This window comes from Comamonas sp. 23 (assembly GCF_049601575.1).
In the GTDB taxonomy this organism is placed as follows: Bacteria; Pseudomonadota; Gammaproteobacteria; order Burkholderiales; family Burkholderiaceae_C; genus Comamonas; species Comamonas squillarum.
This window is the reverse complement of sequence record NZ_CP187127.1, coordinates 4434900-4460142: the sequence shown is the minus strand read 5'-3', so window position 1 is coordinate 4460142 and position 25243 is coordinate 4434900. Positions and strand designations below refer to the sequence as shown.

The 25243-nt window shown below is 63.1% G+C and carries 20 protein-coding genes; 7 read left to right on the top strand and 13 right to left on the bottom strand.

Features of this window, described 5'->3' with window-relative positions; all coding sequences use genetic code 11:
* Positions 1–80: 80 nt before the first annotated feature.
* From ACPEE1_RS20130 to ACPEE1_RS20120, 3 genes are read right to left on the bottom strand one after another with little or no spacing between them, the layout of a single operon-like run.
* Positions 81–1421: a UDP-glucose dehydrogenase family protein gene (locus tag ACPEE1_RS20130; protein ID WP_423934657.1), complete on the bottom strand. Its 1341-nt coding sequence runs from the start codon at positions 1419–1421 to the stop codon at positions 81–83.
* Positions 1418–2428 (bottom strand): NAD-dependent epimerase, encoded by a 1011-nt coding sequence (locus tag ACPEE1_RS20125; protein WP_423934655.1) that lies wholly within the window; start codon positions 2426–2428, stop codon positions 1418–1420. Before ACPEE1_RS20125 ends, ACPEE1_RS20130 begins: the two co-directional genes overlap by 4 nt.
* A complete protein-coding gene (locus ACPEE1_RS20120; RefSeq protein ID WP_423934653.1) occupies positions 2425–3972 on the bottom strand; it encodes an ArnT family glycosyltransferase in 1548 nt (515 codons plus the stop codon). Before ACPEE1_RS20120 ends, ACPEE1_RS20125 begins: the two co-directional genes overlap by 4 nt.
* A 220-nt stretch (positions 3973–4192) precedes the next feature.
* Between ACPEE1_RS20120 and ACPEE1_RS20115 the strand changes: the two genes are divergently transcribed.
* A complete protein-coding gene (locus ACPEE1_RS20115) occupies positions 4193–5230 on the top strand; it encodes a glycosyltransferase family 2 protein (protein WP_116926582.1) in 1038 nt (345 codons plus the stop codon).
* An 11-nt stretch (positions 5231–5241) separates the two neighbouring features.
* Positions 5242–6195, top strand: a complete 954-nt coding sequence (locus tag ACPEE1_RS20110) for a lysylphosphatidylglycerol synthase transmembrane domain-containing protein (protein WP_423934651.1) — start codon at positions 5242–5244, stop codon at positions 6193–6195.
* A 97-nt stretch (positions 6196–6292) separates the two neighbouring features.
* Here the strand turns inward: ACPEE1_RS20110 and ACPEE1_RS20105 are convergent, their stop codons facing one another.
* Positions 6293–7735: an NAD-dependent succinate-semialdehyde dehydrogenase gene (locus tag ACPEE1_RS20105; protein WP_116926580.1), complete on the bottom strand. Its 1443-nt coding sequence runs from the start codon at positions 7733–7735 to the stop codon at positions 6293–6295.
* A gap of 294 nt (positions 7736–8029) precedes the next feature.
* Here ACPEE1_RS20105 and ACPEE1_RS20100 point away from each other — a divergent pair, with 294 nt between their 5' ends.
* A complete protein-coding gene (locus ACPEE1_RS20100) occupies positions 8030–8461 on the top strand; it encodes a TonB family protein (protein WP_084635804.1) in 432 nt (143 codons plus the stop codon).
* 107 nt (positions 8462–8568) lie between these two features.
* On the opposite strand, the gene ACPEE1_RS20095 is transcribed toward ACPEE1_RS20100, so the two are convergent.
* The 9 genes from ACPEE1_RS20095 to ACPEE1_RS20055 form a co-directional block, all read right to left on the bottom strand.
* Entirely contained in the window at positions 8569–9354 is a 786-nt protein-coding gene (locus ACPEE1_RS20095) for an HAD-IIB family hydrolase (RefSeq protein ID WP_423934648.1), read from the bottom strand.
* A 17-nt stretch (positions 9355–9371) separates the two neighbouring features.
* On the bottom strand, positions 9372–11273 hold the full coding sequence (locus ACPEE1_RS20090; RefSeq protein ID WP_423934645.1) for an acyltransferase family protein: 1902 nt from the start codon (positions 11271–11273) through the stop codon (positions 9372–9374).
* 6 nt (positions 11274–11279) lie between these two features.
* A complete protein-coding gene (locus ACPEE1_RS20085) occupies positions 11280–12296 on the bottom strand; it encodes an acyltransferase family protein (protein ID WP_423934642.1) in 1017 nt (338 codons plus the stop codon).
* A gap of 69 nt (positions 12297–12365) precedes the next feature.
* The gene (locus ACPEE1_RS20080) at positions 12366–12773 is read right to left on the bottom strand and encodes a GtrA family protein (RefSeq protein ID WP_116926577.1); all 408 of its coding nucleotides are present in this window, start codon (positions 12771–12773) and stop codon (positions 12366–12368) included.
* Positions 12773–13747 carry a glycosyltransferase family 2 protein gene (locus tag ACPEE1_RS20075; RefSeq protein WP_423934639.1) on the bottom strand — a complete coding sequence of 325 codons (975 nt, stop codon included), beginning with the start codon at positions 13745–13747 and terminating at the stop codon, positions 12773–12775. Before ACPEE1_RS20075 ends, ACPEE1_RS20080 begins: the two co-directional genes overlap by 1 nt.
* 21 nt (positions 13748–13768) lie before the next feature.
* Positions 13769–15445, bottom strand: coding sequence for a hypothetical protein (locus ACPEE1_RS20070; RefSeq protein WP_423934637.1), 1677 nt, complete (start codon positions 15443–15445; stop codon positions 13769–13771).
* A gap of 163 nt (positions 15446–15608) precedes the next feature.
* Positions 15609–17195 (bottom strand): hypothetical protein, encoded by a 1587-nt coding sequence (locus ACPEE1_RS20065; RefSeq protein ID WP_423934635.1) that lies wholly within the window; start codon positions 17193–17195, stop codon positions 15609–15611.
* Positions 17196–17467: 272 nt separating this feature from the next.
* Positions 17468–19093 carry a peptide chain release factor 3 gene (locus ACPEE1_RS20060; protein WP_116926707.1) on the bottom strand — a complete coding sequence of 542 codons (1626 nt, stop codon included), beginning with the start codon at positions 19091–19093 and terminating at the stop codon, positions 17468–17470.
* 122 nt (positions 19094–19215) lie between these two features.
* The gene (locus ACPEE1_RS20055) at positions 19216–20211 is read right to left on the bottom strand and encodes an acyltransferase family protein (RefSeq protein WP_243419368.1); all 996 of its coding nucleotides are present in this window, start codon (positions 20209–20211) and stop codon (positions 19216–19218) included.
* A gap of 240 nt (positions 20212–20451) precedes the next feature.
* Here ACPEE1_RS20055 and kdpF point away from each other — a divergent pair, with 240 nt between their 5' ends.
* The 4 genes from kdpF (at position 20452) to kdpB (ending at position 25242) form a co-directional block, all read left to right on the top strand.
* Positions 20452–20547, top strand: coding sequence for a K(+)-transporting ATPase subunit F (kdpF, locus tag ACPEE1_RS20050; RefSeq protein WP_116926573.1), 96 nt, complete (start codon positions 20452–20454; stop codon positions 20545–20547).
* 122 nt (positions 20548–20669) lie between these two features.
* Entirely contained in the window at positions 20670–22379 is a 1710-nt protein-coding gene (kdpA, locus tag ACPEE1_RS20045; protein WP_423934630.1) for a potassium-transporting ATPase subunit KdpA, read from the top strand.
* A gap of 80 nt (positions 22380–22459) precedes the next feature.
* A complete protein-coding gene (gene kdpC, locus ACPEE1_RS20040; protein WP_423934627.1) occupies positions 22460–23158 on the top strand; it encodes a potassium-transporting ATPase subunit KdpC in 699 nt (232 codons plus the stop codon).
* Entirely contained in the window at positions 23155–25242 is a 2088-nt protein-coding gene (gene kdpB / locus ACPEE1_RS20035; RefSeq protein WP_260718829.1) for a potassium-transporting ATPase subunit KdpB, read from the top strand. The genes kdpC and kdpB overlap by 4 nt, the downstream gene beginning before the upstream one ends.
* The last annotated feature ends 1 nt before the right edge of the window (position 25243 follow it).

The window sequence follows — 25243 nt, the reverse complement described above, 5'->3', positions numbered from 1 at the left end:
GCGGGCTGCAGCAGTGGCCCCCCATGCAGCAAAAAGCGAGTCGGAGGACTCGCTTTTTTTGTGGTTGATCGCCAGCGGCCTTATTCGCTGCGTGGCACCGGTTGGCGGCCAATCGACACATAGCCCAGGCCATAGCCGGCCACCAAAGCAGGATCATAGAGGTTGCGGCCGTCAAAGACCATGCGGTCGCGCAGGCTCTGGGCCAGCTGGCCAAAATCGGGCGCGCGGAAGATCTGCCACTCGGTGACGATGGCCAGGCAGTCGGCGCCTTGCAAGCAGGCCTCGGGGTCGGCAGCGAGCACCAGGTCGTTGCGTTCGCCATAGATGCGCCGGGCTTCCTGCATCGCGACGGGGTCATAGGCCTGCACGCGGGCGCCAGCGGCCCACAGCGATTCAAGCAGGTTACGGCTGGGCGCCTCGCGCATGTCATCGGTATTGGGCTTGAAGGCCAGGCCCCACAGCGCAATCGTCTTGCCCTGCAGCTGACCGCCATAAAAGGCGCTGATGCGCTCGAACAGCACATTGCGCTGGGCCTCATTGCGGGCTTCGACGGCGTTGAGCAGCAGGGGATCGAAGCCGATCTCCTCGGCCGTGCGCACCAGGGCCTTCACATCCTTGGGAAAGCAGCTGCCGCCATAACCCACACCGGGGTAGATGAAGTGGTAGCCAATGCGCGGATCGCTGCCAATGCCGCGGCGCACCGCCTCCACATTGGCGCCCAGGCGCTCGGCCAGATTGGCGATCTCGTTCATGAAGCTGATCTTGGTGGCCAGCATGGCGTTGGCGGCGTACTTGGTCAGCTCGGCACTCTTCACATCCATCACCACGATCTTGTCGTGGTTGCGGTTGAAGGGCGCATACAGCTCGCGCAGCCGCGCCTCGGATGCGGGGTTGCTGGTGCCAATGATGATGCGGTCCGGCCGCTGGCAGTCGGCCACCGCGGCGCCTTCCTTGAGGAATTCCGGGTTGGAGACCACGTCGAAGCCGTGGCTGGCGCCGCGAGCTGCCAGGCCCTCGGCGATCACCGCGCGAACCTTGTCGGCTGTGCCCACCGGCACGGTGGATTTGTTGATGACGATGCGCGGGCCATCCATGTGCTGGGCAATGGTGCGGGCCACGGCCAGCACGTACTGCAAGTCGGCGCTGCCGTCTTCGTCAGGGGGCGTGCCCACTGCTAAAAAGATGACCTCGCTGTGCGCCACGCCCTGGGCTGCATCGGTGGTAAAGCGCAAGCGGCCGTTGGCATGGTTGCTGGTGACGAGCTTGTCCAGGCCCGGCTCATGGATGGGGATCTGGCCGGCCTGCAGCGCGGCGACCTTGGAGGCATCGACATCGACACAGAGCACCTGGTGGCCGACATCGGCCAGCACGGCGCCTTGAACAAGACCGACATAGCCGGTTCCAAAAACAGTGACTTTCATACGCGGTAGAACGAGCGGTACCAGTCGACAAAGCGCTGGATTCCGTCTGTGACAGTGAAAGAGGGGGCGAACTGCACCCAGGCCTGCAAGGCCCGGGTGTCGGCCGAGGTGCTGTGCATGTCGCCCGGCTGGATGGGCAGCATGCGCTTGTGGGCCTGCATACCCAGCGCCGACTCCAGCGCGGCGATGTAGTCCATCAGCACGGTGGGCTGGCTGTTGCCGATGTTGAAGATGCGGTAGGGCGCCGTGCTGGTGCCCGGGTTGGGCTGCAGCGCGTCATAGTGGCTGTCTGGCGTGGCCGGTTTGTCCAGCACGCGCAAAATGCCTTCGACGATGTCGTCGATAAAGGTGAAATCGCGCACCAGCTGGCCATTGCCATAGACGTCAATGGTCTCGCCCGCCAGGATGGCCTTGGTGAATTTGAACAAGGCCATGTCCGGACGGCCCCAGGGCCCATAGACCGTGAAAAACCGCAGCCCGGTAGTGGGCATCTGGTAGAGGTGCGAGTAGGTATGGGCCATCAGCTCGTTGGCCTTCTTGGTGGCCGCGTAGTAGCTGATCGGGTGGTCGACGGCATCGCTCTCGGCATAAGGCATCTTGGCATTGCCGCCGTAGACGCTGGAGCTGCTGGCATAGACCAGGTGCGCCACCTGGTGCTTGCGGCAGCCCTGCAGCACATGGCCAAAGCCCAGCAGGTTGGCATCCGTGTAGTCGTCGGGCTGGTCGATCGAGTAGCGCACCCCTGCCTGGGCGGCCAGGTGCAGAACGCGCTGGGGCTGGACCTCATCAAACAGCGCGGCCATGCCGGCGCGGTCGGCCAGATCGAGCTGGATGAAGCGGAAGTTGGGGTGGCTTTGCAGCTGCGCGAGCCGCGCCTCTTTGAGCGCAACATCGTAGTAGCTGTTGAGGTTGTCGATGCCAACCACGGGCAGGCCGCGCTCGAGCAGGCGCAGCGCGCAGTGCATGCCGATAAAACCGGCAGCGCCGGTGACGAGAACAGGTTTCATGGTGTGATGGGTGCGGGCAGCCACAGATACTGGTAGTGCATGGGCGGCGTGCTGGCACGCATATGGGAAAACGGAAGGGTCAGATCTTGCACGGACGCGCCGGGCGCCGCAGCCAGCACCGGCTCCCACCAGGCGGGCGTGGCCTTGTCCATGCGGGCAATGTACAGCAGGCCGGTGCCGGTGTGAACGGCCCTGGCGCGGGCTTGAGCCAGGCAGTCGGCCATGCGGCCAACCTCGGCCGTGCAGGCCGTGGCATAGGCCCCCGGGTTGCGCGAGCGCAGCATGGCGGCAACCATGTTGTCCGAGCCGACGATGACGCCTTGGCCGTCATAGCCGGCGGCCGCCAGCGCAGCGCTCAGCTGCGCAACGGGGTGGTTGAGCTCGTCGGGATCCTTGCGCAGGTTGGACTGCCAGGGGCGCACCGTTGCCAAGGTCAGAAAGACCAACGCAAACACCAGCACCGTGGTGGTGTAGCCCCGGCCCACGCCATCGGCCAGCAGGCGCGGGCGCCAGACATACAGGGCCAGAGGTGCCACGGCCGTCAGCGGCAGCACCCAGCGCTGCTTGAAGCTGCTGACATCGCCCACCAGCACCATGCCCACGAGGATCGCAAACACCAGCGCCAGGTAGCGCCACAGCAGCGGCCAGGCCCAGATGCGCCATTCAGGTGTAGCGACATCTGCGGCGGGCAATGGGGTGGGGGCATCCTTCCACAAGCGGCTGCGGTAGCTGGCCAGGCTGACCAGCAGCCACAGCCCCAGCGTGGAGAACACGGCCGTCGCCAGCGCGCCCAGGCCCTTGAGGTGGGAGACCTGGGTGGAGATGTCCATCTTGTGGATGGTTTCGGTCGTGGCCTCGCGCCAGTGCTGCAGCAGCCAGTAGCCGTGCGGCGCAAAGATCAGCAGGCCAATCAGCGGCGCGAGCCACCAGCCCCGGCCCAGCAGCGCGCGGCGCACCTGGGGCACGCTGAACGCGGCTACGGCAAACACGCCAATCAACATGGCAAAGCTGTACTTGGCCAGCATGCCCACGCCGCAAAAAATGCCCAGGCCGACAAAATTGACCAAATCTGGCGCGCGCACCTGGCGCAAGGCCATCCACCAGGCGCCAAAGGCCATCGCGGTGACCAGGATGGTGTGGGTCTGGTCGCGCACGCTGTCCCAGCCAAAGGGCAGCATCAGCAGCAGGCCGCCGGCGACCCAGAAGGCGCCCTTGGCCGGCAGCAGCGCGCGGCCGGTTTGCCAGGCCAGCACATAGGTCAGCACGATCAGGCTGTGCTTGACCAGCGACAGCGACAGCACCGTGGGCCCGAGCACCTGGCCCACCAGCCATTGCAGCCAGCTGTAAGCAGGAGGCTGGGCGCCATAGCCCAGCAGGAACTGCTGGGACCAGAGGATTTGTTCGGATTCGTCCCATTTCATGCCGTCCGAGATGGCCACGCGCGAGAGGACATGTGCACAGGCCAGCACCAGCACCCAGGCCAAGGGGTGGCGGTAGAGCTGGGACTGCCAATCTTTGGCGGAGGAGGGGGACGCAGACGTCATGGCAGAAACACGAAATGCGGGTGCATACAGGGCCCGCAGCCCTGAGGCGCGGCACCAGCCTGTCGCATCAGCAGCAGAGGAAAGAGCGGATCAGGTAGTATAGGCGACCACTGTTTTACCAATGCCACAAGAGTCGCCAACCCCGGTTGGGCTGCGCCGCATGCCGGTTCCGGTCTCGGTCCAGCCGCCTGTTTGAGCGGCTTTTTGCAATGTGCCCTCTATGTCTCCTGCTGTTTCCATCGTCGTCCCCATCTACAACGAGTTCGACAATCTGATCGCCCTGGTCGACCGGATTGACGCGGCCATGCGCTCGCAGCCGCTGAGCTATGAGCTGATTGCCGTGGACGATGGCTCCAAGGACGACAGCGCCAAGCGCCTGCTGGAGCTGGCTGCCACGCGCCCCTGGCTGCGCCCGGTGATCCTGGCGCGCAACTACGGTCAGTCCAGCGCGCTGCAGGCCGGTTTTGACCGCGTGCAGGGCCGCTATGTGGTGACCCTGGACGCCGACCTGCAAAACGAGCCCGATGACATCCCCCTGCTGCTCAACCGCCTGGAGACCGACCCGAGCGTGGACATGGTCTCGGGCTGGCGCAAGGACCGCCAGGATGCGGCCATCTCGCGCAAGCTGCCCTCCAAGATTGCCAACCGTTTGATCTCCAACGCCACCGGCGTGCAGCTGCACGACTATGGCTGCGCGCTCAAGGCCTACCGCCGCCACATCATTGACCGCGTGCACCTCTACGGCGAGCTGCACCGCTTCATCCCGTCGCTGGCGCGCGATGCCGGTGCCCGCATCACCGAGGTGCCGGTGCGCCACCATGCCCGCACGGCGGGGGTTTCCAAGTACGGCATTGACCGCACCTTCCGCGTGATTCTGGATTTGATCCTGATGGTGTTCCTGATGCGCTACCGCCAGCGTCCGCTGCACGCCTTTGGCGGCCTGGGCCTGTGGCTGGCCACGCCAGGTTTTCTGATCCTGGCCTATTTGTTCATCGTCAAGCTGATGGGTGAGAGCATTGGCGGGCGGCCCTTGCTGATCATTGGCGTGATGCTGGTGCTGATGGGCATGACCTTTGTTGCTGCCGGCCTGATCGGGGAGCTGCTGACGCGCATCTACTACGAGTCGGGCGGTGGCCGCCAGTACTATGCGGACGACTATGTGATCGACGAGACGGGCGACGCCCCCCGCATGGTGCGCCTGGACGCCCATGCCGGCCGTATGCCAAGCGTGCAGCCCGCTGCCGCTCCGAGTCTTTAAGCGCCCCTGGTGTGAACCCTACACAAAAAGCCTGCATCAAGGCCTTGTGTGGCGCCGCGTTGCTCGGCGCCGTGGCCTACTTTGCCGACCCTGCTGCTCTCTGGGCCCGGCTGCGTGCGGCCGATGGGCGCTGGCTGCTGGCGGGGCTGGCGGCGGCCATCGCATCGAACGTGGTCTCTGCCTGGCGCTGGCGCGCGCTGGCGCAGTGGCTGGGCGCGCCGATGCACTGGCCCGATGCGCTGCGCTGGTATTTCCAGGCCATTGGCCTCAATGCGCTGCTGCCCGGCGCTGTGGTGGGTGGCGATGTCTACCGCGCCGTGGTGCTGCAGCGCAGTGGCCAGGGCAAGGCCGCCGCTTCGCTGTCGGTCCTACTGGACCGTTTCAGCGGCCTGTGGATGCTCTGCGCCATCGGTGCCATCGGCGCGGCGCTCTCCGCCAACGCCTTGGCGCCCGTACTGCATATTTCTCCAGCGGCGCTGCAGGCTTTGATGCTGCTGGGCACCATCGTCTGGATCGCTCTGCCCTGGCTGCTGCTGTGGTGGCTGGGCCGGCGCCAGGCGGCCAGCCTGCCGGGCTGGTTGCAGCCCTTGCTGCAGGCCGCTGCGCGGCCGGACTTCAACCGCCAGATGCTGGTACAGGCGGGCTCTTCTGCGCTGGTGCAGCTGCTGTCTGCCGCTGCCCTGGCGCTGGGCGGGCTGGCGCTGGGCATTCATCTCGACCTGGCCGCCTGGGCCTTTGCGATGGCGCCCATTTTTCTGATGGCGGCCTTGCCGGTCAGCGTGGGCGGCTGGGGCACGCGTGAAGCGGCCAGTGCCGCGGCCTTGGCGCCCTTTGGCGTGCCAGCGGCCTTGGCAGTCGGCGTGGGGCTGATCTATGGCGTGTATGCGCTGGTGCAGGGCGCGCTGGGCGCCATCGCCTTTGGCCTGCCCAGCCGGCGCGAGCGCGAGGCGGATGCAGCATCCTGAATCGGCTGCGGCCTGATGTTTGAGCCCAAGAAAAAAGCAAGTCCGCAGACTTGCTTTTTTTGTACCCAAGGCCTGCGCACAGGCCTTGGGACGATCTTTAGACTGCCGTGATCGACACGGCCTTGGAGTTCAGGTAAGCCTCCATGGCTTCGGGGCCGCCTTCGCTGCCGTAGCCGGAGTCCTTCACGCCGCCGAAGGGGAACTCGGCCGTTGGCGTGGCCGCCTGGTTGATCCAGACCATGCCCGCTTCGATCTGGTTGGACAGCAGCTGCACGTTCTTGTACGAACGGGTGTAGGCGTAAGCTGCCAGGCCAAAGGGCAGGCGGTTGGCTTCGGTGATCGCGTCTTCGAGCTTGTCGAAGGTGCGGATCGCGGCGATCGGGCCAAAGGGCTCGTCGTTGAACACCGAGGCGTTCATCGGCACATCGGCCAGGATGGTGGGCGCGAAGAAGTTGCCTTCGCTGCCTACACGTGCGCCACCGGTGGCAACCTTGGCGCCCTTGGCAGCGGCGTCTTCGACGACCTGGGCCATGGCGGTCAGGCGGCGGGCATTGGCCAGCGGGCCCAGGGTGGTGCCATCGGTCAGGCCATCACCCAGCTTCAGGCTTTCGGCATGCTTGACGAAGGCGCTGACAAAGGCGTCCTTCACATCGCGGTGCACCAGGAAACGGGTGGGCGAGATGCAGACTTGGCCGGCATTGCGGAACTTGGCAGCTGCCGTGGCCTTGACGGCCAGTTCCACATCGGCGTCGTCGGCGACGATCACCGGGGCATGGCCGCCCAGCTCCATGGTCACGCGCTTCATGTGGGCGCCGGCCAGCGCGGCCAGCTGCTTGCCCACCACGGTCGAGCCGGTGAAGGTCACCTTGCGGATGATCGGGTGCGGGATCAGGTACTCGGAGATCTCCGAAGGCGAGCCAAACAGCAGACCCAGCACGCCCTTGGGTAGGCCGGCATCGACAAAGCACTGCAGCAGCGCAGCAGGCGAGGCGGGGGTTTCTTCCGGCGCCTTCACCAGGAAGGAGCAACCGGTGCCCAGTGCCGCGCCCAACTTGCGCACCACCTGGTTGACAGGGAAGTTCCAGGGCGTGAATGCGGCGATGGGGCCGACCGGCTCCTTGATCACCAGCTGCTGCACATTGGGCACGCGGGCGGGCACGATGCGGCCATAGACGCGCAGACCTTCATCGGCAAACCACTCGATGATGCCGGCGCCAGCCAGCACTTCACCCTTGGCTTCGGCAAAGGGCTTGCCTTGCTCCTGGGTCAGCAGGCGGCCGATCTGCTCGGCGCGCTCACGCAGCAGGCCAGCGGCACGGCGCATGATGTTGGCGCGCTCGATCGCAGGGGTGGCACGCCAGACCAGGAAACCCGCCTGGGCGGCTTCCAGTGCACGGTCCATGTCTTTCTTGGTAGCGTGGGCCACCTTGCCGATGGGCTTGCCCGTGGCGGGGTTCACCACATCGATGGTCTTGCCGTCGGAGGCATCGCACCATTCGTTGTTGATCAGCAGTCGGGTATCCGGATATGCAGTGGTCATTGCCATTTTTCCTTGCGTGTCTTGGAGGTATCCAGTGGTCGGGCCGTCGCGGGCAGCCGATGGATGGCTGCGGGCGAACAGCTGTAAATCCTAACCGTTCATGCCGGTGTGCGTAGTCGCGCACGGCAATTTCGACATGCTGGGGCGGGCATGTACCGGATTTCTCCACAATAGAGCCGCAGGCCCGTGGTAAAACATGGGGTTTGCCGCGCGGGCAGCGTTGTTGCGCCGCGCCCTGTGCACGCCAGGGCGGCCTGGGCCGCACCACCATGAGACTTTTGGAAGCTTCAGACCATGCCATTGATCCGTACCAGTTCTGCCGTTGTCACCGTTCTTGCCGCACTGCTGGCAGGGTGCGCTACCAATGCGCCGGCTCCCACGCCTGATGCTGGCGCTGCTGCGACCACGGCCCCTGCCGCCAACGCGGCCCCTGCAGCGGCCGGCTGCGCAGGCAATGCCTGCGACTCGGCGCCCCAGCTGTTGACCGGTGCATCGCCCCGCTTCCCCTACCCCGCAGGCGCCCAGCCACAACCGGCCAGCGTGCGCGTGCAGTTCGTCGTCAACACCGATGGTGCGGTGAGCGATGTGAAGACCTTGACCACCACCTCCCGCGATATGGCCACCGAGGTGGAGCGCGCGGTGCGCCAGTGGAAGTACCGCCCCGCGATGAAGAACAACCAGCCGATGAAGGTCATCCTGCAGCAGCAGTTCGACTTCAAGCCCTGAGACAGACCGCGCTTTCGCGCGTTCTGCACGACAAAACGCCCGTTGCACTTGAAGTGCCGCGGGCGTTTTTTGCGTTGTAGAGGGCGATCAGTTCGTCGCCCAATCGTTTACTTCAGCGCGCAGATGCGCTCGGCCAGCTCGATAAAGCCGGCGCCGCGCTCGCCGCGCGTCACATAGCGCGGCAGGTGCTGCAGCTGGGGCACAAAGCGCGCGATATTGGCCACGCCAAAGCTGTTGTCGAAGTGCTGGAACATCAGCTGGTCGTTGGTGGAATCGCCGATATAGCACCACTGGCCGATTTCCGCGTCGAGATTGCGCCCAAACAAGGTCTTGACGATCCAGCGCGCGCCTTCGAGCTTGTTGTGCCCGCCAAACCAGCCATTGATGTGGATGGAGCTGACGGTGGCGTTCATGCCGGCCGCCTGCATCAGCGCCACGCAGCGGTCGATATCGGTCTGCGGCATTTGCGTGAACTCGCTGTGGTCCACGGCGATATCGCATTCGCGCCCGGCCGAATCGGTGGCGCGCTGCGCCCCCGGCACCGTTTGCTCGATCTGCGTGAGCACTGCCTGCATCCTGGCAAAGTTGGCCATGCGCGTGGCCTCGTCCTGCTGGTAGAGCTTGTCGAGCCCGCCACTGGCATTGCGGCGCAGCGCGACGGCACCGCTCTCCGCCACGATTGCGTCGACCGGCCAGGCAGCAGCAAAAGGCTCGCTCCAGCCCACTGGGCGGCCGGTGATGGGGATCACCGCCAGACCCTGGGCCTTGAGGGCAGCGATGGCCTGCACCACGTTGTCAGGGACGGCGCCCTCTGTTGTCAGGGTGTCGTCGATATCGGTCAGCAGGCCGAGGATGGGAAGAGAGGACGGATTCCAGGTATCAAGAGCTAGCATTGCAGAGGCGAGAGAGACTAATCAAAGATGCGGGGAGCGATTTTTTCGGCCAGATACAGCGATCCGGCCTTGGTCAGGTGCCCCCAATCGACCGCTGTCATACCCGCAATGGTGCCATCAACCGAGGTCAGGCACCCGGCGGGCGTGCAGAACACGTCCAGCGCGGACAGGTAAGTGGTTCTGGTTTTTTGCAAATGGCTGCTGAAATAGGCATCCCACTGCGCTTCATTGGCCGACAGCCCCTGCTGCATGTAACGCGGAAAATCATCCTGGTCGTTGATGAAGTCCATCAGATTTTTCTGCAGGGATACCGACCAGTTGGGAACAGGACCAATGACGATAATGCTGCTGGCCGGGCTGATAGCGCTCAAACGGGCAAGGGTGGCCTGCAAAGCCTCCAACTCCTTTTGAGGATCATTGCTGCTGTTTTTGCCATAGATCATCCAGTTGATGACGATCTTCTGTGGTTGCAAGGCAGCAATCGCCTGCAGTTTGGCTTCATTGATCTCCCGAAGTGGTGCGCCACCATCGATCTGCCCATCTTGGAAAAAAGGTGGTGCATTGCCATCGGTGAGTTGGATGATGCCGTAGTCGGTATGCCTGGTATTGCGCTCATGGCGCAAGCCCTGATACAGCGTTGCTGCGTAGGAATCACCCAACAACACAATGTTTTTGCTGCGGGTGTGCAGGCAGCCATTGCGCTCGCGCTCTGCCATCGACACCGAATGGCAGACCTGGTTGCGGATGTTCTTCTGAAATTCAAAGTGGTCGTAGAGGTTCTCGATGCGGGCCAACTGCTGCAAAGCCTCGTTGGCGCGGTGGCTGAGCAGCCAGGTTTGCGGAACCAAAGCCGTCGCCAGCAATACCAGCGCTGCTGCGCCGTACCAGGCAAAGTGCTGGTTGGATGTCCGTGCTGCGCTTCTGGCCGGGTTTTCGATGAAACGCCAGGAGAGGTAGGCCAACACCAAGGTGGCAGCGATCAAGGCAAAGGCATAGTGTTCAAAAGAGGGCTTGCCAAAGCGGTAGATCCAGAAAGCAAACAGGGGTTGGTGCCAGAGATAGGCGCTGTAGCTGATCTGACCGAGCCAAACCATCGGCGGCAACTGCAGCAAGCGGGTAGCCACGCCGCCAGGGCTTTGTGCGACCAGCACCAAGGCCGTGCCCAGCGTGGGGATCAATGTGTAGGCGCCGGGGTGGGGCAGATGCGCATCCAGACCCAGCAGCGCAACCAGGATCAAGACGACTCCCAGCACCGAAAGGGCGACCCGTGATTGGGGCGCTAATGTGTTCTTGGCCACCCAGAGCGCACCAAGCGCACCTAGCAGAAGCTCCCAGGCCCGTGCAGGCAGCAAGTAGAACGCGGCATTGGGTTGGGCGGATACGGTAGCGACCGCCCAGATGAAGCTCGCGGCAGCGCACAGTGCGATGGCTGCCCAGCGCCAGCGTGAGTTACGCAATGCAAATGCCAGCAGCGGAAAGAGGATGTAGTACTGCTCTTCGACCCCCAGGCTCCAGGTGTGGAGCAGGGGCTTGAGCTCGCTGGCGGGTTCGAAATAGCTGCTGTGCAGCCAGAAATAGATGTTGGACGCAAAGCCCAAGGTGGCAAACAAGCTGTTGCGAAAGTCGGCGAACGCCAGTGGCGTCAACAGCAGGCGTGCAAAGCCATAACTGAGCAGCAAGACAAAAAACAGCGCCGGCAGAATGCGCCGAGCGCGTCGCTCATAGAAACGCAGCAGGCTGTAGCGTCCCTCGGCAATATCGCTGAAAAGAATGCGGCCAATCAAAAAACCGCTGATGACAAAAAAGATGTCGACACCGAAGAATCCTCCCGGCAACTGCTGGGCCAAGCCCGCATGGAAGAGGATGACGGAGCCTACGGCGATCGCGCGCAAGCCATCAATGTCTTTTCTGTACTGCATGCCAACTCATTGCCAAAGGGTTTTGAGCCGCAGTGCTGGCTGTTCCACCAAACGCCAGGACAGCCAGCCGGCCACCAAAGTCAGCATCACCACGATGGCCAGGTTGCTGGTGAAGCCCAGATCGGGCGCCAGCAAGCGTATCGTCTGCTGGATAGGAAACGCATACAGATAAGTACCATAGGAGACATCGCCAAACCTGCCTGCCTGAGACAACACAGGCCAAGAGGCAGTACCCACAGCCAGCAGTACTGCTGGCAGAAACAGCAAGATCGCAGAGTAGGAAAATCCGCACGCATAGGCAGCCAGCGCACAAGCACTGGCAACAACCGCAAACAGCGCACGGCGCTGCAAAAACTGCTGATTGAAACAGGCAATCAACGAGCCAAACGCAAAGTACGCCGGAAACTCCCACCAGTGCGTCATCACTCCCGTCAAATCCACGGTCATATGGGTGAGAAACCACAGCAGGTAAGCAACGCAGATCGCGGCCCACAGCCAACGAAAGCGCAGCAGCCCGCATGCTCCCGCTGCAGCCAGCACCGCATAGCAACTCACCTCGATGGGAATGGTCCATAAAGAGCCATTGACGGTATTGGGGAAAGTATTGCCTGTAAATACCCCGGGCAGACCGAAGCGCGTCTGCAGCAACAGGTTGTGCAGATAGTCCCAGGTCATAGGGTGTCGGAAGTAATCGGGAAGCGGCAGGGTCGTAACGCTGGAGCCCAATACCAAGGTGGCCAGTAATACCACCGTCAGCAACGCAGGCCAGATGCGCAGCGCACGTTTCGCACAAAAGGCCCACAGGCGTGGTTGATAGAACCAGCTGAGAGTGACCAGATATCCGCTGATCACAAAGAAAGCCATCACAGCCACACCACCGACCATCGCCACGTTCATCCAGGCTGGGGGCGGTGTGCCGGTGATCGGGTACTGGTGGCTGTACAGCACGGCCAAAGCGGCGGCCAAGCGCAAGGCGTCGAAATTATTGACGGGGTGCAGGCGTAGCGGTTCCATGCGTTTCATTTTCTCTTGCGTTCTTGTCTTGTCCCATACCCGCATGCCGCACGCATTTGCGTTCTCGCCCGGCCTGTATCAATGTTCTTGGCGCTGGCGGTACAGCAACCGGGTCATGCTGAGGTAGTTCACCGTCATCGCGACCAAGGTACCTGCAGCCACATACAGCATCAGCCACAGCGGGCCTTGGGGAAAGATCCAGGCCAGCAACGAATAGACCGCAATGTTGACGGCACCGCCGCCCAGCATCAGACCCAGATAGCGCAGGTACTCGGTCAGCAAGCTGCCGTTGGCGCTGCGTCCCGCAAAGGAGATATTGCGGTTGATCAGCCAGGTCGTGGTGGCTGCCAGCCAGAACGACACGGCCCGTGCGGCATACACGCCCAGGGCATCCCGCAGCAAGGTCAACACCACGACATCAACGACAAAGGCAAGTGAGCCGGCAATCAGGAACCAGAGCACCGAGCGCTTGATCTTGAACCGCATCACTTGCTCGGTGTGTTGGCCACAGAAGCCAGATAAGCAATCTGCTTGATCTCGCGCCGCGTCAAGGTAATGGCTTGCAGGATCAGTCCGGTGACAAAGGACACACCACCGCACACTACCATGGCGGACACCAGGCCCAAGGTCGGGAAGCGCCGCACCATGCCCGTGTGGCTGTACTCCATGACGATGGGAGCGGCCAGTGCAATGGCGACCAGCGCCAGCACAGCGCCCAGCCAGCCGAAGAACTGCAAGGGCTTTTCGCTGACTACCAGGCGGCCAATGGTCTTGAGGATGCGCCAGCCATCGCGGTAGGTGGACAGCTTGCTGGCCGAGCCTTCGGGCCGGGCGCCGTAAGGCGTATCGACCTCGGTGCATGGCATTCGCAACTCCAGCGCGTGGACATTAAGCTCTGTCTCGATCTCGAAGCCATGCGAATGTGCAGGGAAGGATTTGACATAGCGCCGCGAAAACACCCGGTAGCCCGAGAGCATGTCGCGAAAGCTGCCACCAAAGATCTGCTGCACCGTACCCGTCAACAGCTTGTTGCCCCAGCGATGGCCGGGACGGTAGGTGATACCTGTGTCGCCGGGCTCGGACTCAGCCTCGACGCGCGCACCCACCACCATGTCCAGCTGCTGGTCAATCAGCATGTCGATGAGCTGGCGGGCCGATGGTGCGTGGTAGGTGGCATCGCCATCGGCCATCACATAGATATCGGCATCCACATCGGCAAACATGCGGCGCACGACATTGCCTTTGCCCTTGAGATGGACATTGCGCAGATGTGCGCCCACTTCAACAGCGATCTCTGCGGTGCGGTCCGTCGAGAGGTTGTTGAAGATGTAGATCTCCGCCTCCGGCAACGCTTGCCGAAAGCCTTCCACCACCGGGCGCACCGTCAGCTCTTCGTTGTGGCAAGGGAGGATGACGGCGATACGCTGGTTGCGGTAGAGGCGGGATGAATTGTCGATCATGTCAGAGTTATTTTTGGTCATTCAGGCGGCTGCCGCATTGTGCCTGACTCCGGGAGTTATCCATTGCAGCACGCCCCAGAGCACGACAGGCAGCATGACCAAAGAAAATGGCACCAGGGGAAAGAGGTAAAGCATGTTATTGCTAGGGATCGATGTGGCCTCCAAAAAGCCTAGCAAAACTACCCGAGTGATAATCCCCCCTGCAATGGCCGATGCCACCCACCAGGCTGGAGACGGAAATGCTCGCTTGCGTATCGCCTGCAGGACAGCAATTACAGACCATGCCAGCCAGATCACAAATGCCAAGGGCAGCGCATAGGTGGAGAAAGCAGTAATCCATATCGTCAAATGCTGGGCCCAGTGCATTCGCAGCGTGTCGCGTGGTGATTTGAGTGTGTACTCTCCCCAGGTGCCTTTAGATTCAGCCGTTGGAGCCAGCGGGCCATTGGTCACCGAGTCGAAAAGCGCTAAATATTTAGGATCGCCTTCGCTAGGCTGTATGTAGGCTGGTAGTTTCCCCAGGGTGGCGAGCGTCTTGAAAACCGCCCATGACGCCTGAAGCGTATCGGTGGCATAACCCTCATGCCACGGTGGCAGAAGGGTCTTACGCATGGGCAGGCAGTCGCCGGGCCGCTGTTGGCAGCCTGCTTCGATTTCAGCGGAAAGACGACGATAAAAGGCACGGGCATCGTATGCACTGTTGTAATGCCCTGCCTGGGAAACCGCATCGCGAAGGGCCCACATGAACCAACCGGACAGAATCTCCGGGCAAGGAGAAGTTTGAGTTTGGTTGCAGCCTGCATCTCGCCAACCCTGTCCGCCAGCGCCTTCAAAGTAAGGTTTGAGTTCGCGTGCGGCAGCGCTCATCTCATAGGCGCGTTCGCGGGCATCTTTCGGGAACAGTACATAGCGCTGCCAGTTGTCATGCCGAATACGGGTCAGTGCGCCATAACCGGCTTGAAAATCGCTGGACCGGAAATCATTGTTGCGAAAAGTGCCATAAACCGCGAAGTTCACGGAATTGATGGTGAGAACAACCAGCGATGCAGCCAGCAAGGGGAGCGCCAAAAAAGTGAGGACTGGACGCCACTGCGTGCGGCTGTTGGCCTGGCGCAGCAGCCAGTAAGCCATCAGCAATAGCATGGAGGGAAAGAGCCACACCCCTTCTTCACGGGTAATCCAGAACCAGCCAGCTACCAGACCCAAGGCAATCAAGGTGCGCCACCGTATGTGCAGTTGGTGTGCAACGGACTCGGCCTTGGGAAGTACCCAGCAGCGGATGCCCAAAGTCAGCAGCAGCAGCGCTTGCGAGATGTAAAGGCCTTCGCGTACTACACGTCCCCCCGCACCCGCGACCCAGGCGGTAGGGAAGAAGGCAAGTAGAAAAAAGCAGACCAAGGCTGCGAGACGCGAGCGGTAGAGCTGGGCCATGGTCATCGAGAAGTACAAGGCAACAGCCAAGTAGAGCGCGTGCTCGCTGAACTTCAGAGGCAGGCCAGTTGCATGGTTGACCAGCATGAACAAGGAAAAGCCGATACCTTTGGAAAGCGTGAGATTGCTATAGGTGCCCAGCCAATTTCCCATTCCGATCTCTGCAGCCTGTCTCACAAACAGCAAGTCGTCGTACGATGCCCAACCTTGTCCCAGAATCGGGAATGCCATTCGCAGCCACAGCGAAACCATCGAAATGACTGCCATGCAAGGCCAGAAAAAGACAGAGGGTGAGATCCGGTTATTCATGAATTTGATTATTTTTGACGAAATATCTATCTATATGCAAAGCAATCGTCAACTATTTCAACTGCCGGACTTTGTCAAACTAGCAGTAGCGGTGTCTAGCTAATGATTAAGCAATCATCGCTCAAAATCCCGGCCTCAAACGATACAGGCTGACCTCGCCAACGACCAGCATTAATTCAAAATATTGCAAAAAAGCAGATTGCTGCGCCACAGTCGGCGCCCGGCCTGTGTGTATTACCAAGGCGGTGAAGCCCTCGGACTTGAGTTTATGGTGCAGCGGCTGGGGAGAAAGGTGTTGGTAGTCGCGGTAGCGCCACGGTCCAAACACATCGCCCCAGGTGGCGCGCGGTGCATAGTAGAGGCTGTCTTCCAGGTTCATCTGGTACAGCTTGGCCTCAGGGTGTTCTTGCAAGTACCGCCAGACCTGGTAGCCAGCAACTTGCTGCTGCAGGATGGTATCGCGTGCGGCCTGAGTGGGGGCCATCAAAGGCCAGGATTTGGCGATACTGCGTGCTCCGATGATCCCCAGGGCCAGTACAAGCAATCCGACAAACACGGGTGCCAGTGCCCGATACAGCTTGGCAGGCAGTTGCCGCAGTAGCTGAATGCATACCGCAGCCGACAGCAAACTGAGCAGGGGATAGGCAGGCAGCAGGTAGCGCGGGTAGCGCGAGCTCAGCAGCCAGACCAACGCCATATAGGCCGCCACCAGCCAAGCCGCGCGCAGCGCCGGAATGCGTCGCAGAGACGGCAGCAGGGGGGCGGCCAAGGCTGGCCATAGTGCCCAATGTGGCCAGCCCGCATGGTTGCGCAGGTCCTGCAGCTGCCAGAGGTAGTCGCCCAGATTCCAATCCGTAAAGCCCAGCAGGCGCCCGCCCAGCGGGTTGAAGGGATCGCCTGTGAGCAAGGCGTTGCGGGCATACCAGTACAGACATGGCAGCGCAAAGCACAGGGCTGTAACCAGCCAGGTGTCCCATTCGCTGCGGATGCGCCAGCCAGGGCCTTGCATGCGGTGGCGCCACAGCAGCGCAGCACCAAACAGCGGCAGCAGCCCCAGCACCTGGTATTTGCTGCCAGCGGCTACGCCTAGCAGAAATGCCGCCAGCCATACTGCTCGTCGGCCAGCGGGCCGGATGCTGACCTGCATGGCGGTGAAAGCAGCGGTCAAAAACATGGCCACGGCCATGTCCACATAGGCGGCGCTGTAGTGGCTGCGGCTGGTGACCAGCCAGGTCACGGTGGCAAGAGCAGCTGCGGCGCCAGCAGGCGCAGGCAGGTATTGCATAGCCAGCCGGTAGAGCAACCAGGCTGTTACCCAGCCAGTGCTCGCATGGATCAGCTGGGGCAGCACATCGTTGCCCAACACCAGCGCGGCGGCAAACAGCAGGTCAAAGTTGTAGGGGAACCAGGGGTAGCGCAGCCATTCGTGCACACCCAGATGTCCGGTCAACGCCCACTCCCGCGCATGGGGCAGGTGGTACATCAGCGCATCCCAGGCCAGGGGCGGGCGCAGCGGGGCGAACAAGGTTGGCAACGTGGCCAGCAGCAAGAGCAGCAGCGGCCATCCCGGTGCAAGCCGGGGCCAGGCCATCTGACAGATTTGCAGCGCAGCAGCCACCAGCCCGCAGCCGATGACGAGCAGCACCGATGCGGTGTTGAGCAAGCCTGCAATGGCCAGCCCCTGCAGCGCACAAATGACCAAACCCATACCCAGCGCGATGCGCAAAGGCTGCCGTGTGGGCAGATCGGAGGCGGGCCAGAGCAGGGTGCCAAGTCCCCAGCAAGCAGTTATGAAAACCAGCAGCTGCGCGTACTGGCCAAGGACAAAGCCGATCAGCGCCATCCTGATCGGGGCAGGCTTCTCGTCACCCGTCGGCCACCCTCCAAGGCCTGCAAGTCGCTATGCCGGGTGACATAGGCTTGCAAAGGCAGTTGGGGGCTGGCGTGGCGGTAGGCCATCGGTATCTGGTACCGGCGCGATCAGGAGGTCTGCAATTCCAACCCCGCATGCTCGCGCAGCGGATGGAAGTGGATCTTCGGAAAACGCTCTTGTGCCAGGCGCACGTCATACGGGCTGGTGCACAGATACGCCAGGGTATTGGCGGCATCATGCGCCAGGCGCAGCGGGTAGGCGTGTTCAAACTCCCGCAGCTCGGCGGGGGTGTCGGCGGTGATCCAGCGGGCGCCGGTGTACTGGCAGCCTTCCAGGCGGACTTCGCAGTCGTACTCGGTCTTCAGGCGGTGCTGCACCACTTCAAACTGCAGCTGGCCCACGGCGCCCAGCAGCATATTGCCGCCGGCATCGGGCTTGAAGACCTGGATGGCGCCTTCTTCGCCCAGCTGCATCAGGCCTTGCTGCAGCTGCTTGGTGCGCAGCGGGTTCTTCAGCACCACGGTCATGAACATTTCTGGCGCGAAGAATGGCAGGCCGGTGAACTGCAGGTTGGGCCCATCGGTGATGGTGTCGCCCAGCTGCACGCCGCCGTGCGTGGTAAAGCCGATGATGTCGCCGGCATAGGCCTCGTCCACGGCTTCGCGGCGCTGGCTCATGAAGGTCACCACGCTGGTGGGGCGCAGTTCCTTGGCGGTGCGCTGCACCTTCATCTTCATGCCGGGGGTGTACTTGCCCGAGGCCACGCGCACAAAGGCGATGCGGTCGCGGTGGTTGCTGTCCATATTGGCCTGCACCTTGAACACCACGCCCGAGAAGCTGCTGTCTTCCGGATGGATGGTTTTTTCTTCGCGATTGCGGTTGACCTCGGTGTAGGCGATGCGCGGGCCGGGCGGTGGCGACATGTCCACCACCGCGTCCAGGACTTCCATCACACCGAAGTTGTTCACACCGGAGCCGAAGAACACGGGGGTCAGCTTGCCGGCCAGGAAATCCGCATGGTTCCATTCGGCAGAGGCGCCCTGGGCGAGTTCCATCGAGTCGAGCGCATCGTCAAAGGCCTGGCCAAAGCGGCTGCGCAGCTTGTCGGCCTCGCTCAGCGGGATGACTTCAAAGTCCTTGGGGCCGCGGTCGCTGCCTGGCGCGAACACGGTCATGCTTTGGGTCAGCAGGTTGATGATGCCGCCAAAGCTCTTGCCTTGGCCGACGGGCCAGGTGATGGGGCAGCAGGGCATGCCCAGCTCGCGCTCGACCTCGTCCATGATGTCCAGCGGATCGCGCACTTCGCGGTCCATCTTGTTGACGAAGGTGATGATGGGCGTATCGCGCTGGCGGCAGACCTCGATCAGGCGGCGGGTCTGCGATTCCACACCGTTGGCCGCATCGATCACCATCAGCGCCGAGTCCACGGCGGTGAGCACCCGGTAGGTGTCTTCCGAGAAGTCCTTGTGGCCGGGGGTGTCGAGCAGGTTGATGACATGGTCGCGGTAGCTCATCTGCATTACCGACGAGGCCACCGAAATACCACGCTGCTTTTCAATCTCCATCCAGTCCGAGGTGGCGTGGCGCGAGGCCTTGCGGCCCTTCACCGCTCCTGCGATCTGGATCGCACCGGAGAACAGCAGCAGCTTTTCGGTCAGGGTGGTCTTACCCGCGTCCGGGTGGGAGATGATCGCAAAGGTGCGGCGGCGTTGGGTTTCGGGAGCGTAGGACACAGTACGGAAGAGCAAAGGGCGCAGACCCGGGACTGGGCTGCCAAAAAACAAAGCCAGCAGGTGCTGGCTGGGACTGCGGGCATTTTAACGGAAAGCGTTTTACCCGGGCTTGGGGGGGCGGGCTACAGATAGCGCTTCAGGCGCAACGCGGGCGACTCGATCAAATGCCACAGCGCATAGCCCAGCAGCATGGACAGCAGCATCGACAGCCCCATGCTGGCATAGAAGTCCATGCCCGGCGAGACGGCAAACACCGCCTGCGCGATCGGGCAGCCTGAGAGGTAGACCCCGTAGGAGGGATCACCCAGGCGGCTGACTCCACCTGAAAAGCTGGAACTGCAGCTGCCCAGAAAGATCAGCAAAGCCGGCAGCACCACCAGGCCCGACGTATGCTGTAAGCCCGTCAGCCAGAAAAACAGGGCCACCGGAATCAGCCCGAACGTGATGGCAGCGCCATGGGCCAAAAAGCGATCCCGGTGCAGCGCGATCAGCGCGCCGCAGGCAAAGTAGGCCGGGTACTCCCACCAATGCATCATCGTGCCAGTGAAGTCGGCGTTGTAGCGCGCAATGAACAGCAGGATGTAGGCCACCAGCACCAGGCTGGCCAGCCAGCGGTAGCGGAAAACGCCTACCAACCCTGCAACCGCCAAAGCGGCATAGCACATGGTCTCGATCGGAATGGTCCACAGCGGCCCGTTCATCAAGTTGCTCAGCGGATTGCTGGAAAACACCTCGGGCAGGTTGACGTAGGCGCGGTAGAGCAGCAGGTTCTTGAAGTACTCCAAGGTCTGCCCATGGGTCAAGAAGCTGCGTGCGGGCAGATCGGTAAATGCCACGCCAAAGACATAGATATTCAGCACGACGGCAGCCATCATGCCCGGCCACAGGCGCAGCAGGCGCTTGGCGCAGAACTTGACGACATGCGGCTCACGCAGCCAGCTGGTGGTGACCAGGTAGCCGCTGATTGTGAAGAACGTCATCACGGCCACGCCGCCGATCATGCCCACATTCATCCAGGCAGGGCCCTCACGGCCGCTGATGTAGTAGTGGTGGCAAAAGATCACCGCCAGCGCCGCGCAGATTCGAAGAATGTCAAAAGAGTTGCTGCGATGGGGCATGGAAGGCTGCATAGGTAGGGGGCGGATGTGAGCGCGGCACCACTATACATGGCCCTGTCGGGTCGCCATTGCCTTTGCGCAACACCATCTTGATGCCATCTTGATATCCCCCCGCGCATTCTCAGCGCCTGCTTGATGCGCGCAAACCTACATTGGCTCTACGGCAGGCGTTTTGCCTGCGCAACACCACCGCGCCGCCGCTCCGCATTGGGCGGCCCGGCGGCGCAAGAGGAGAGAGCGATGTTGTTCCATGGAGTGGAGGTGCTGGCCGCGCTGGTCAGTGCTGCGCTGTTTGTCTATCTGGGGTACGCGCTGTTGCGGCCCGAAAAGTTCTGAAAAAAGGGGAGAGGGCCATGTACATGCTGCAAGACCTCGTATTTGTCGGGCTCACGCTGGCCTGCTTTGTCGGCCTGCTGGGCTTTGTTCGCGCCTTGGTGCGCATCTGAGCGGGGGCTGACATGGGTTTAGTCTGGATCGAATATGCCGCCTTTGTGGCGGTGCTGGTGCTGCTCACCATCCCCATGGGATGGTGGCTGGCACGCTGCTTTACCAGCGCGCACGACAGCCGGCTGGAGCGCTGGACCTACGCCGCCATCGGTGTGGATCCGCAAGAGCGCATGGGCTGGCAGCGCTATGGCGCGGTGCTGGTGATGAGCAATGGCCTGCTGATGCTGCTGGGCTACCTGCTGTTGCGGCTGCAGGGCAGCCTGCCGCTCAATCCGCTGCAGAACGCTGCGCAGACGCCGGATCTGGCGTTCAACACGGCAGCCTCCTTCATCACCAACACCAACTGGCAGGCCTATGCCGGCGAGAGCAGCCTGAGCAATGCCACGCAGATGGTGGTGATCACCGGCCTGATGTTTGCGGGCTCCGCCGCCGGCCTGGCCGCTGCTGCCGGCTTTGTGCGCGGGCTGGCCCGCGCGGGCAGCCAGGACATTGGCAACTACTGGGTGGATTTTGTGCGCATGCTCTGGCGCGTGCTGCTGCCGCTGTCACTGCTACTGGCGCTGGTCTATGTCTGGCAGGGCGTGCCGCAGACCCTGGGCACCGAGGTGCTGGCCCACACCATCGATGGCGGCCGCACGCAGCAGCTGCTGATGGGGCCGGTCGCGAGTCTGGAGAGCATCAAGCACCTGGGGACGAACGGGGGCGGATTTTTCAGCATGAATGCAGCCCATCCTTTTGAGAACCCCACGCCGCTCACCAATATGCTGCACATCCTGGCGATGCTGCTGATCCCGGCGGGCATGACCTATGCGCTGGGCTCGATGCTGCTCAAGCGCCGCCAGGGCTGGGTGTTCTTCGGCGCCAGCCTGATCATCTTCCTGGGCTTTCTGGCGCTGGTCTGGACAGGCGAGCAAAACGGCAGCGCCCTGCTGGCCCGCGCCGGTGCCGACCAGCAGTGGAGCACCACGCAAGCGGGCGGCAATATGGAGGGCAAGGAGCTGCGCTTTGGCATTACCGATACCGCCTTGTTTGTCACCACCACCACGGCGGCCACCACCGGCTCGGTCAATGCCATGCATGACTCGCTCACGCCGCTGGGCAGCATCACACCGCTGGCGCTGATGATGCTCAACTGCGTGTTTGGCGGCGATGGCGTTGGCCTCATCAACCTGCTGCAGTACGCCATCCTGACGGTGTTCCTGGCCGGCATGATGATCGGGCGCACGCCAGAGTTCCTGGGCAAGAAGATCGAGGTGCGCGAGATGAAGCTGGTGATGCTGTCAGTGCTGGCGCACCCGGCCTGCCTTTTGGGCTGGACGGCGCTGGCCATGCTCTGGCCGGGCGCGGCCGACAGCCTGAACAACCGGGGCCCGCATGGCTTTTCGGAAATTCTCTACGCCTATGCCTCGGCCACCGCCAACAACGGCTCGGCCTTTGCCGGCCTCAATGCCAACACGCCCTTCTTCAACACCACCTTGGGCCTGGCAATGCTGATGGGGCGCTACCTGACCCTGCTGCCGCTGCTGGCTGTCGCCGGCAGCATGGCCAGCAAGGCCAGTGTGCCCGCCGGAGCCGGCACCTTCCCCACCGCCACGCCGCTGTTCACCGGATTGCTGGTGTTTGTGGTGCTGGTGGTCGGCGGGCTCACCTTTTTGCCAGCGCTGGCGCTGGGGCCAGTGGTCGAACACCTGCAGATGCTGGCTGGGCAGCTCTACCCCTGAGCCCCCTCTCTTTGACCTGACATCCCAACTGATTTGACGCGAACCGGGGCACGGCCAGGCCGTGCCCGGAGGAGAAAAACATGACAAGCCTTGATTCCGATAAACGCCTGCCTACGCCCAGCGCGCAGCAGGCCGCCGCCCCCGCCGACGCAGGCTGGGGCCGCACTTTGGGCAGCAGTGCCCGCGCCGCCGTGCTGGTGCTGCTGCTGTGCGGCGTGGCCTACCCGCTGGCCACGACCGGCGTCGCCCAGGCGCTGCTGCCCCATGCCGCCAATGGCTCGCTGGTGCTGCGCGATGGGCAGATCGTGGGCTCGGCCCTGATCGGCCAGTACTTTGACAGCGCCCGCTACTTCCATGGCCGGCCCAGCGCCACGACGGCGCCTGACCCCAATCAGGAGGGTGCCAGCATCGCTGCGGCCTATAACGCGGGCCTGTCTGGCGCCAGCAACCAGGGCGCCAGCAGCCAGGGGCTGGCCGATAGCGTGGCCGAACGTGTGGCGCAGTACCGCACGACCAATGGCCTGGCTGCCGATGCCGCCGTGCCGGTCGATGCGGTAACCGCCTCGGCATCGGGCCTGGATCCGCATATCTCGGTGGCCAATGCCAACTTGCAACTGGCCCGTGTGGCGCGCGAGCGGCAGTTGCCCCCCGCCCAGGTGCAGCAGTTGCTGGACCAGGCCACGCAGCAGCGCACCGGCTACTTGCTCGGTGAGCCGCGCGTGAACGTGCTGGCGCTCAATATGGCGCTCGATGCGCTGCCTACCCGGAGCCAACCATGAACACGAAAAAACTGACGGCCTCGGCCGGACTGGGTGATCTGGCGCTGCTGCAGGCCGCCGCCTGGGATGCGCTGCGCAAGCTCTCGCCCCGCCTGCAATGGACCAATCCGGTGATGTTTGTGGTCTACCTGGGCGCCTGGCTCACCAGTCTGCTGTGGCTGCAGAATCTGCTGACGGCACAGGGCAACAGCGGGTTTACGTTGGCCATTGCCGGTTGGCTCTGGTTCACCGTGCTGTTTGCCAACTTTGCCGAGGCGCTGGCCGAAGGGCGCAGCCGCGCGCAAGCGGCCAGCCTGCGCGGCATGAAGCGCGACACCGTCGCCAAGGTGCTGCAGCAAGCGCAGCATGGTGCCGCCTGGACGGCCCAGCCCGCCAGCAGCCTGACCAAGGGCACGTTCTTGCTGGTGGAAGCGGGCGATGTGATTGCGCTCGATGGCACCGTGGTCGAAGGCGTGGCCTCGGTCGACGAGAGCGCCATCACCGGCGAATCGGCCCCGGTGGTGCGCGAGGCCGGCGGCGATTTCTCGTCGGTGACCGGTGGCACGCGTGTGCTGTCCGACTGGCTGGTGGTCGAGGTCACGGTGAACCCGGGCGAGTCGTTCCTGGACCGCATGATCTCGATGGTCGAATCGGCCAAGCGCCAGAAGACGCCCAACGAGCTGGCACTGGGCATCCTGCTGGTGGGGCTCACCTTGGTGTTCCTGATGGTCATCGTCACGCTCTGGCCGTTCTCGGTCTTTGCCGTGGCGCAATCGGGCAGTGGCAGCGCCGTCAGCGTGGCCGTGCTGGTGGCGCTGCTGGTCTGCCTCATCCCCACCACCATCGGCGGCCTGCTGTCTGCGATTGGCGTGGCCGGCATGGGGCGCATGATGCAGGCCAATGTGATTGCCACCTCGGGCCGCGCGGTGGAGGCCGCCGGTGACGTGGATGTGCTGCTGCTGGACAAGACTGGCACCATCACCTTGGGCAACCGCCAGGCTAGCGAATTTTTACCAGCGCCTGGCGTGAGCGCCACGCAGCTAGCCGAGGCCGCCCAGCTCTCGTCACTGGCCGACGACACCCCGGAAGGCCGCAGTGTGGTAGCGCTGGCCCAGGAGCGCCATGGGCTGAGCCCCGCGGCTCTCGATCCCGCCCAGGCCCAGCCGGTGCCGTTTACCGCCCAGACCCGCATGAGCGGCCTGGACATCGCCACAGCCCAAGGCCAGCGCAGCCTGCGCAAGGGCGCGGCCGATGCGCTGCGCCGCCATGTCGAGGCGCTGGGCGGGCAGTTTCCGCAGGCGGTGCAGCTGGCGGTGGAGAGCGTCTCGCGCAAGGGCAGCACGCCGCTGGTCGTCGCCGATGGCGCGCGGGTGCTCGGCGTGATCGAGCTCAAGGACGTTGTCAAACCCGGCATGCGCGAGCGTTTTGCACAGCTGCGCCGCATGGGCATCCAGACCGTGATGGTGACCGGCGACAACCCGCTGACCGCTGCTGCCATTGCCGCCGAGGCGGGGGTGGACGACTACCTGGCCGAGGCCCGGCCCGAGGACAAACTGCAGCTGATCCGCAGCCACCAGGCCGCTGGCCGCCTGGTGGCCATGACGGGAGACGGCACCAACGATGCGCCCGCGCTGGCCCAGGCCGATGTGGCGGTCGCGATGAACAGTGGCACGCAAGCGGCCAAGGAAGCTGCCAACATGGTCGACCTGGACAGCAACCCCACCAAGCTCATCGAGGTGGTGGAGACCGGCAAGCAGATGCTGATGACGCGCGGCGCGCTCACCACCTTCAGCATTGCCAACGATGTGGCCAAGTACTTTGCGATCATCCCGGCTGCCTTTGTCGCCACCTACCCGCAGCTGGCCTCGCTCAACATCATGGGCTTGCACAGCGCCGATTCAGCGATTCTGAGCGCTGTCATCTTCAACGCGCTGATCATCATCGCGCTGGTGCCGCTGGCCTTGCGTGGCGTGCGCTACCGGGCGGTGGGCGCGGCTGCGTTGCTGCGCCGCAATCTGCTGGTCTACGGTCTGGGCGGTTTGCTGGTGCCGTTTGCCGGCATCAAGCTGATCGACATGCTGCTGACCGCCACTGGCTTGGTCTAAG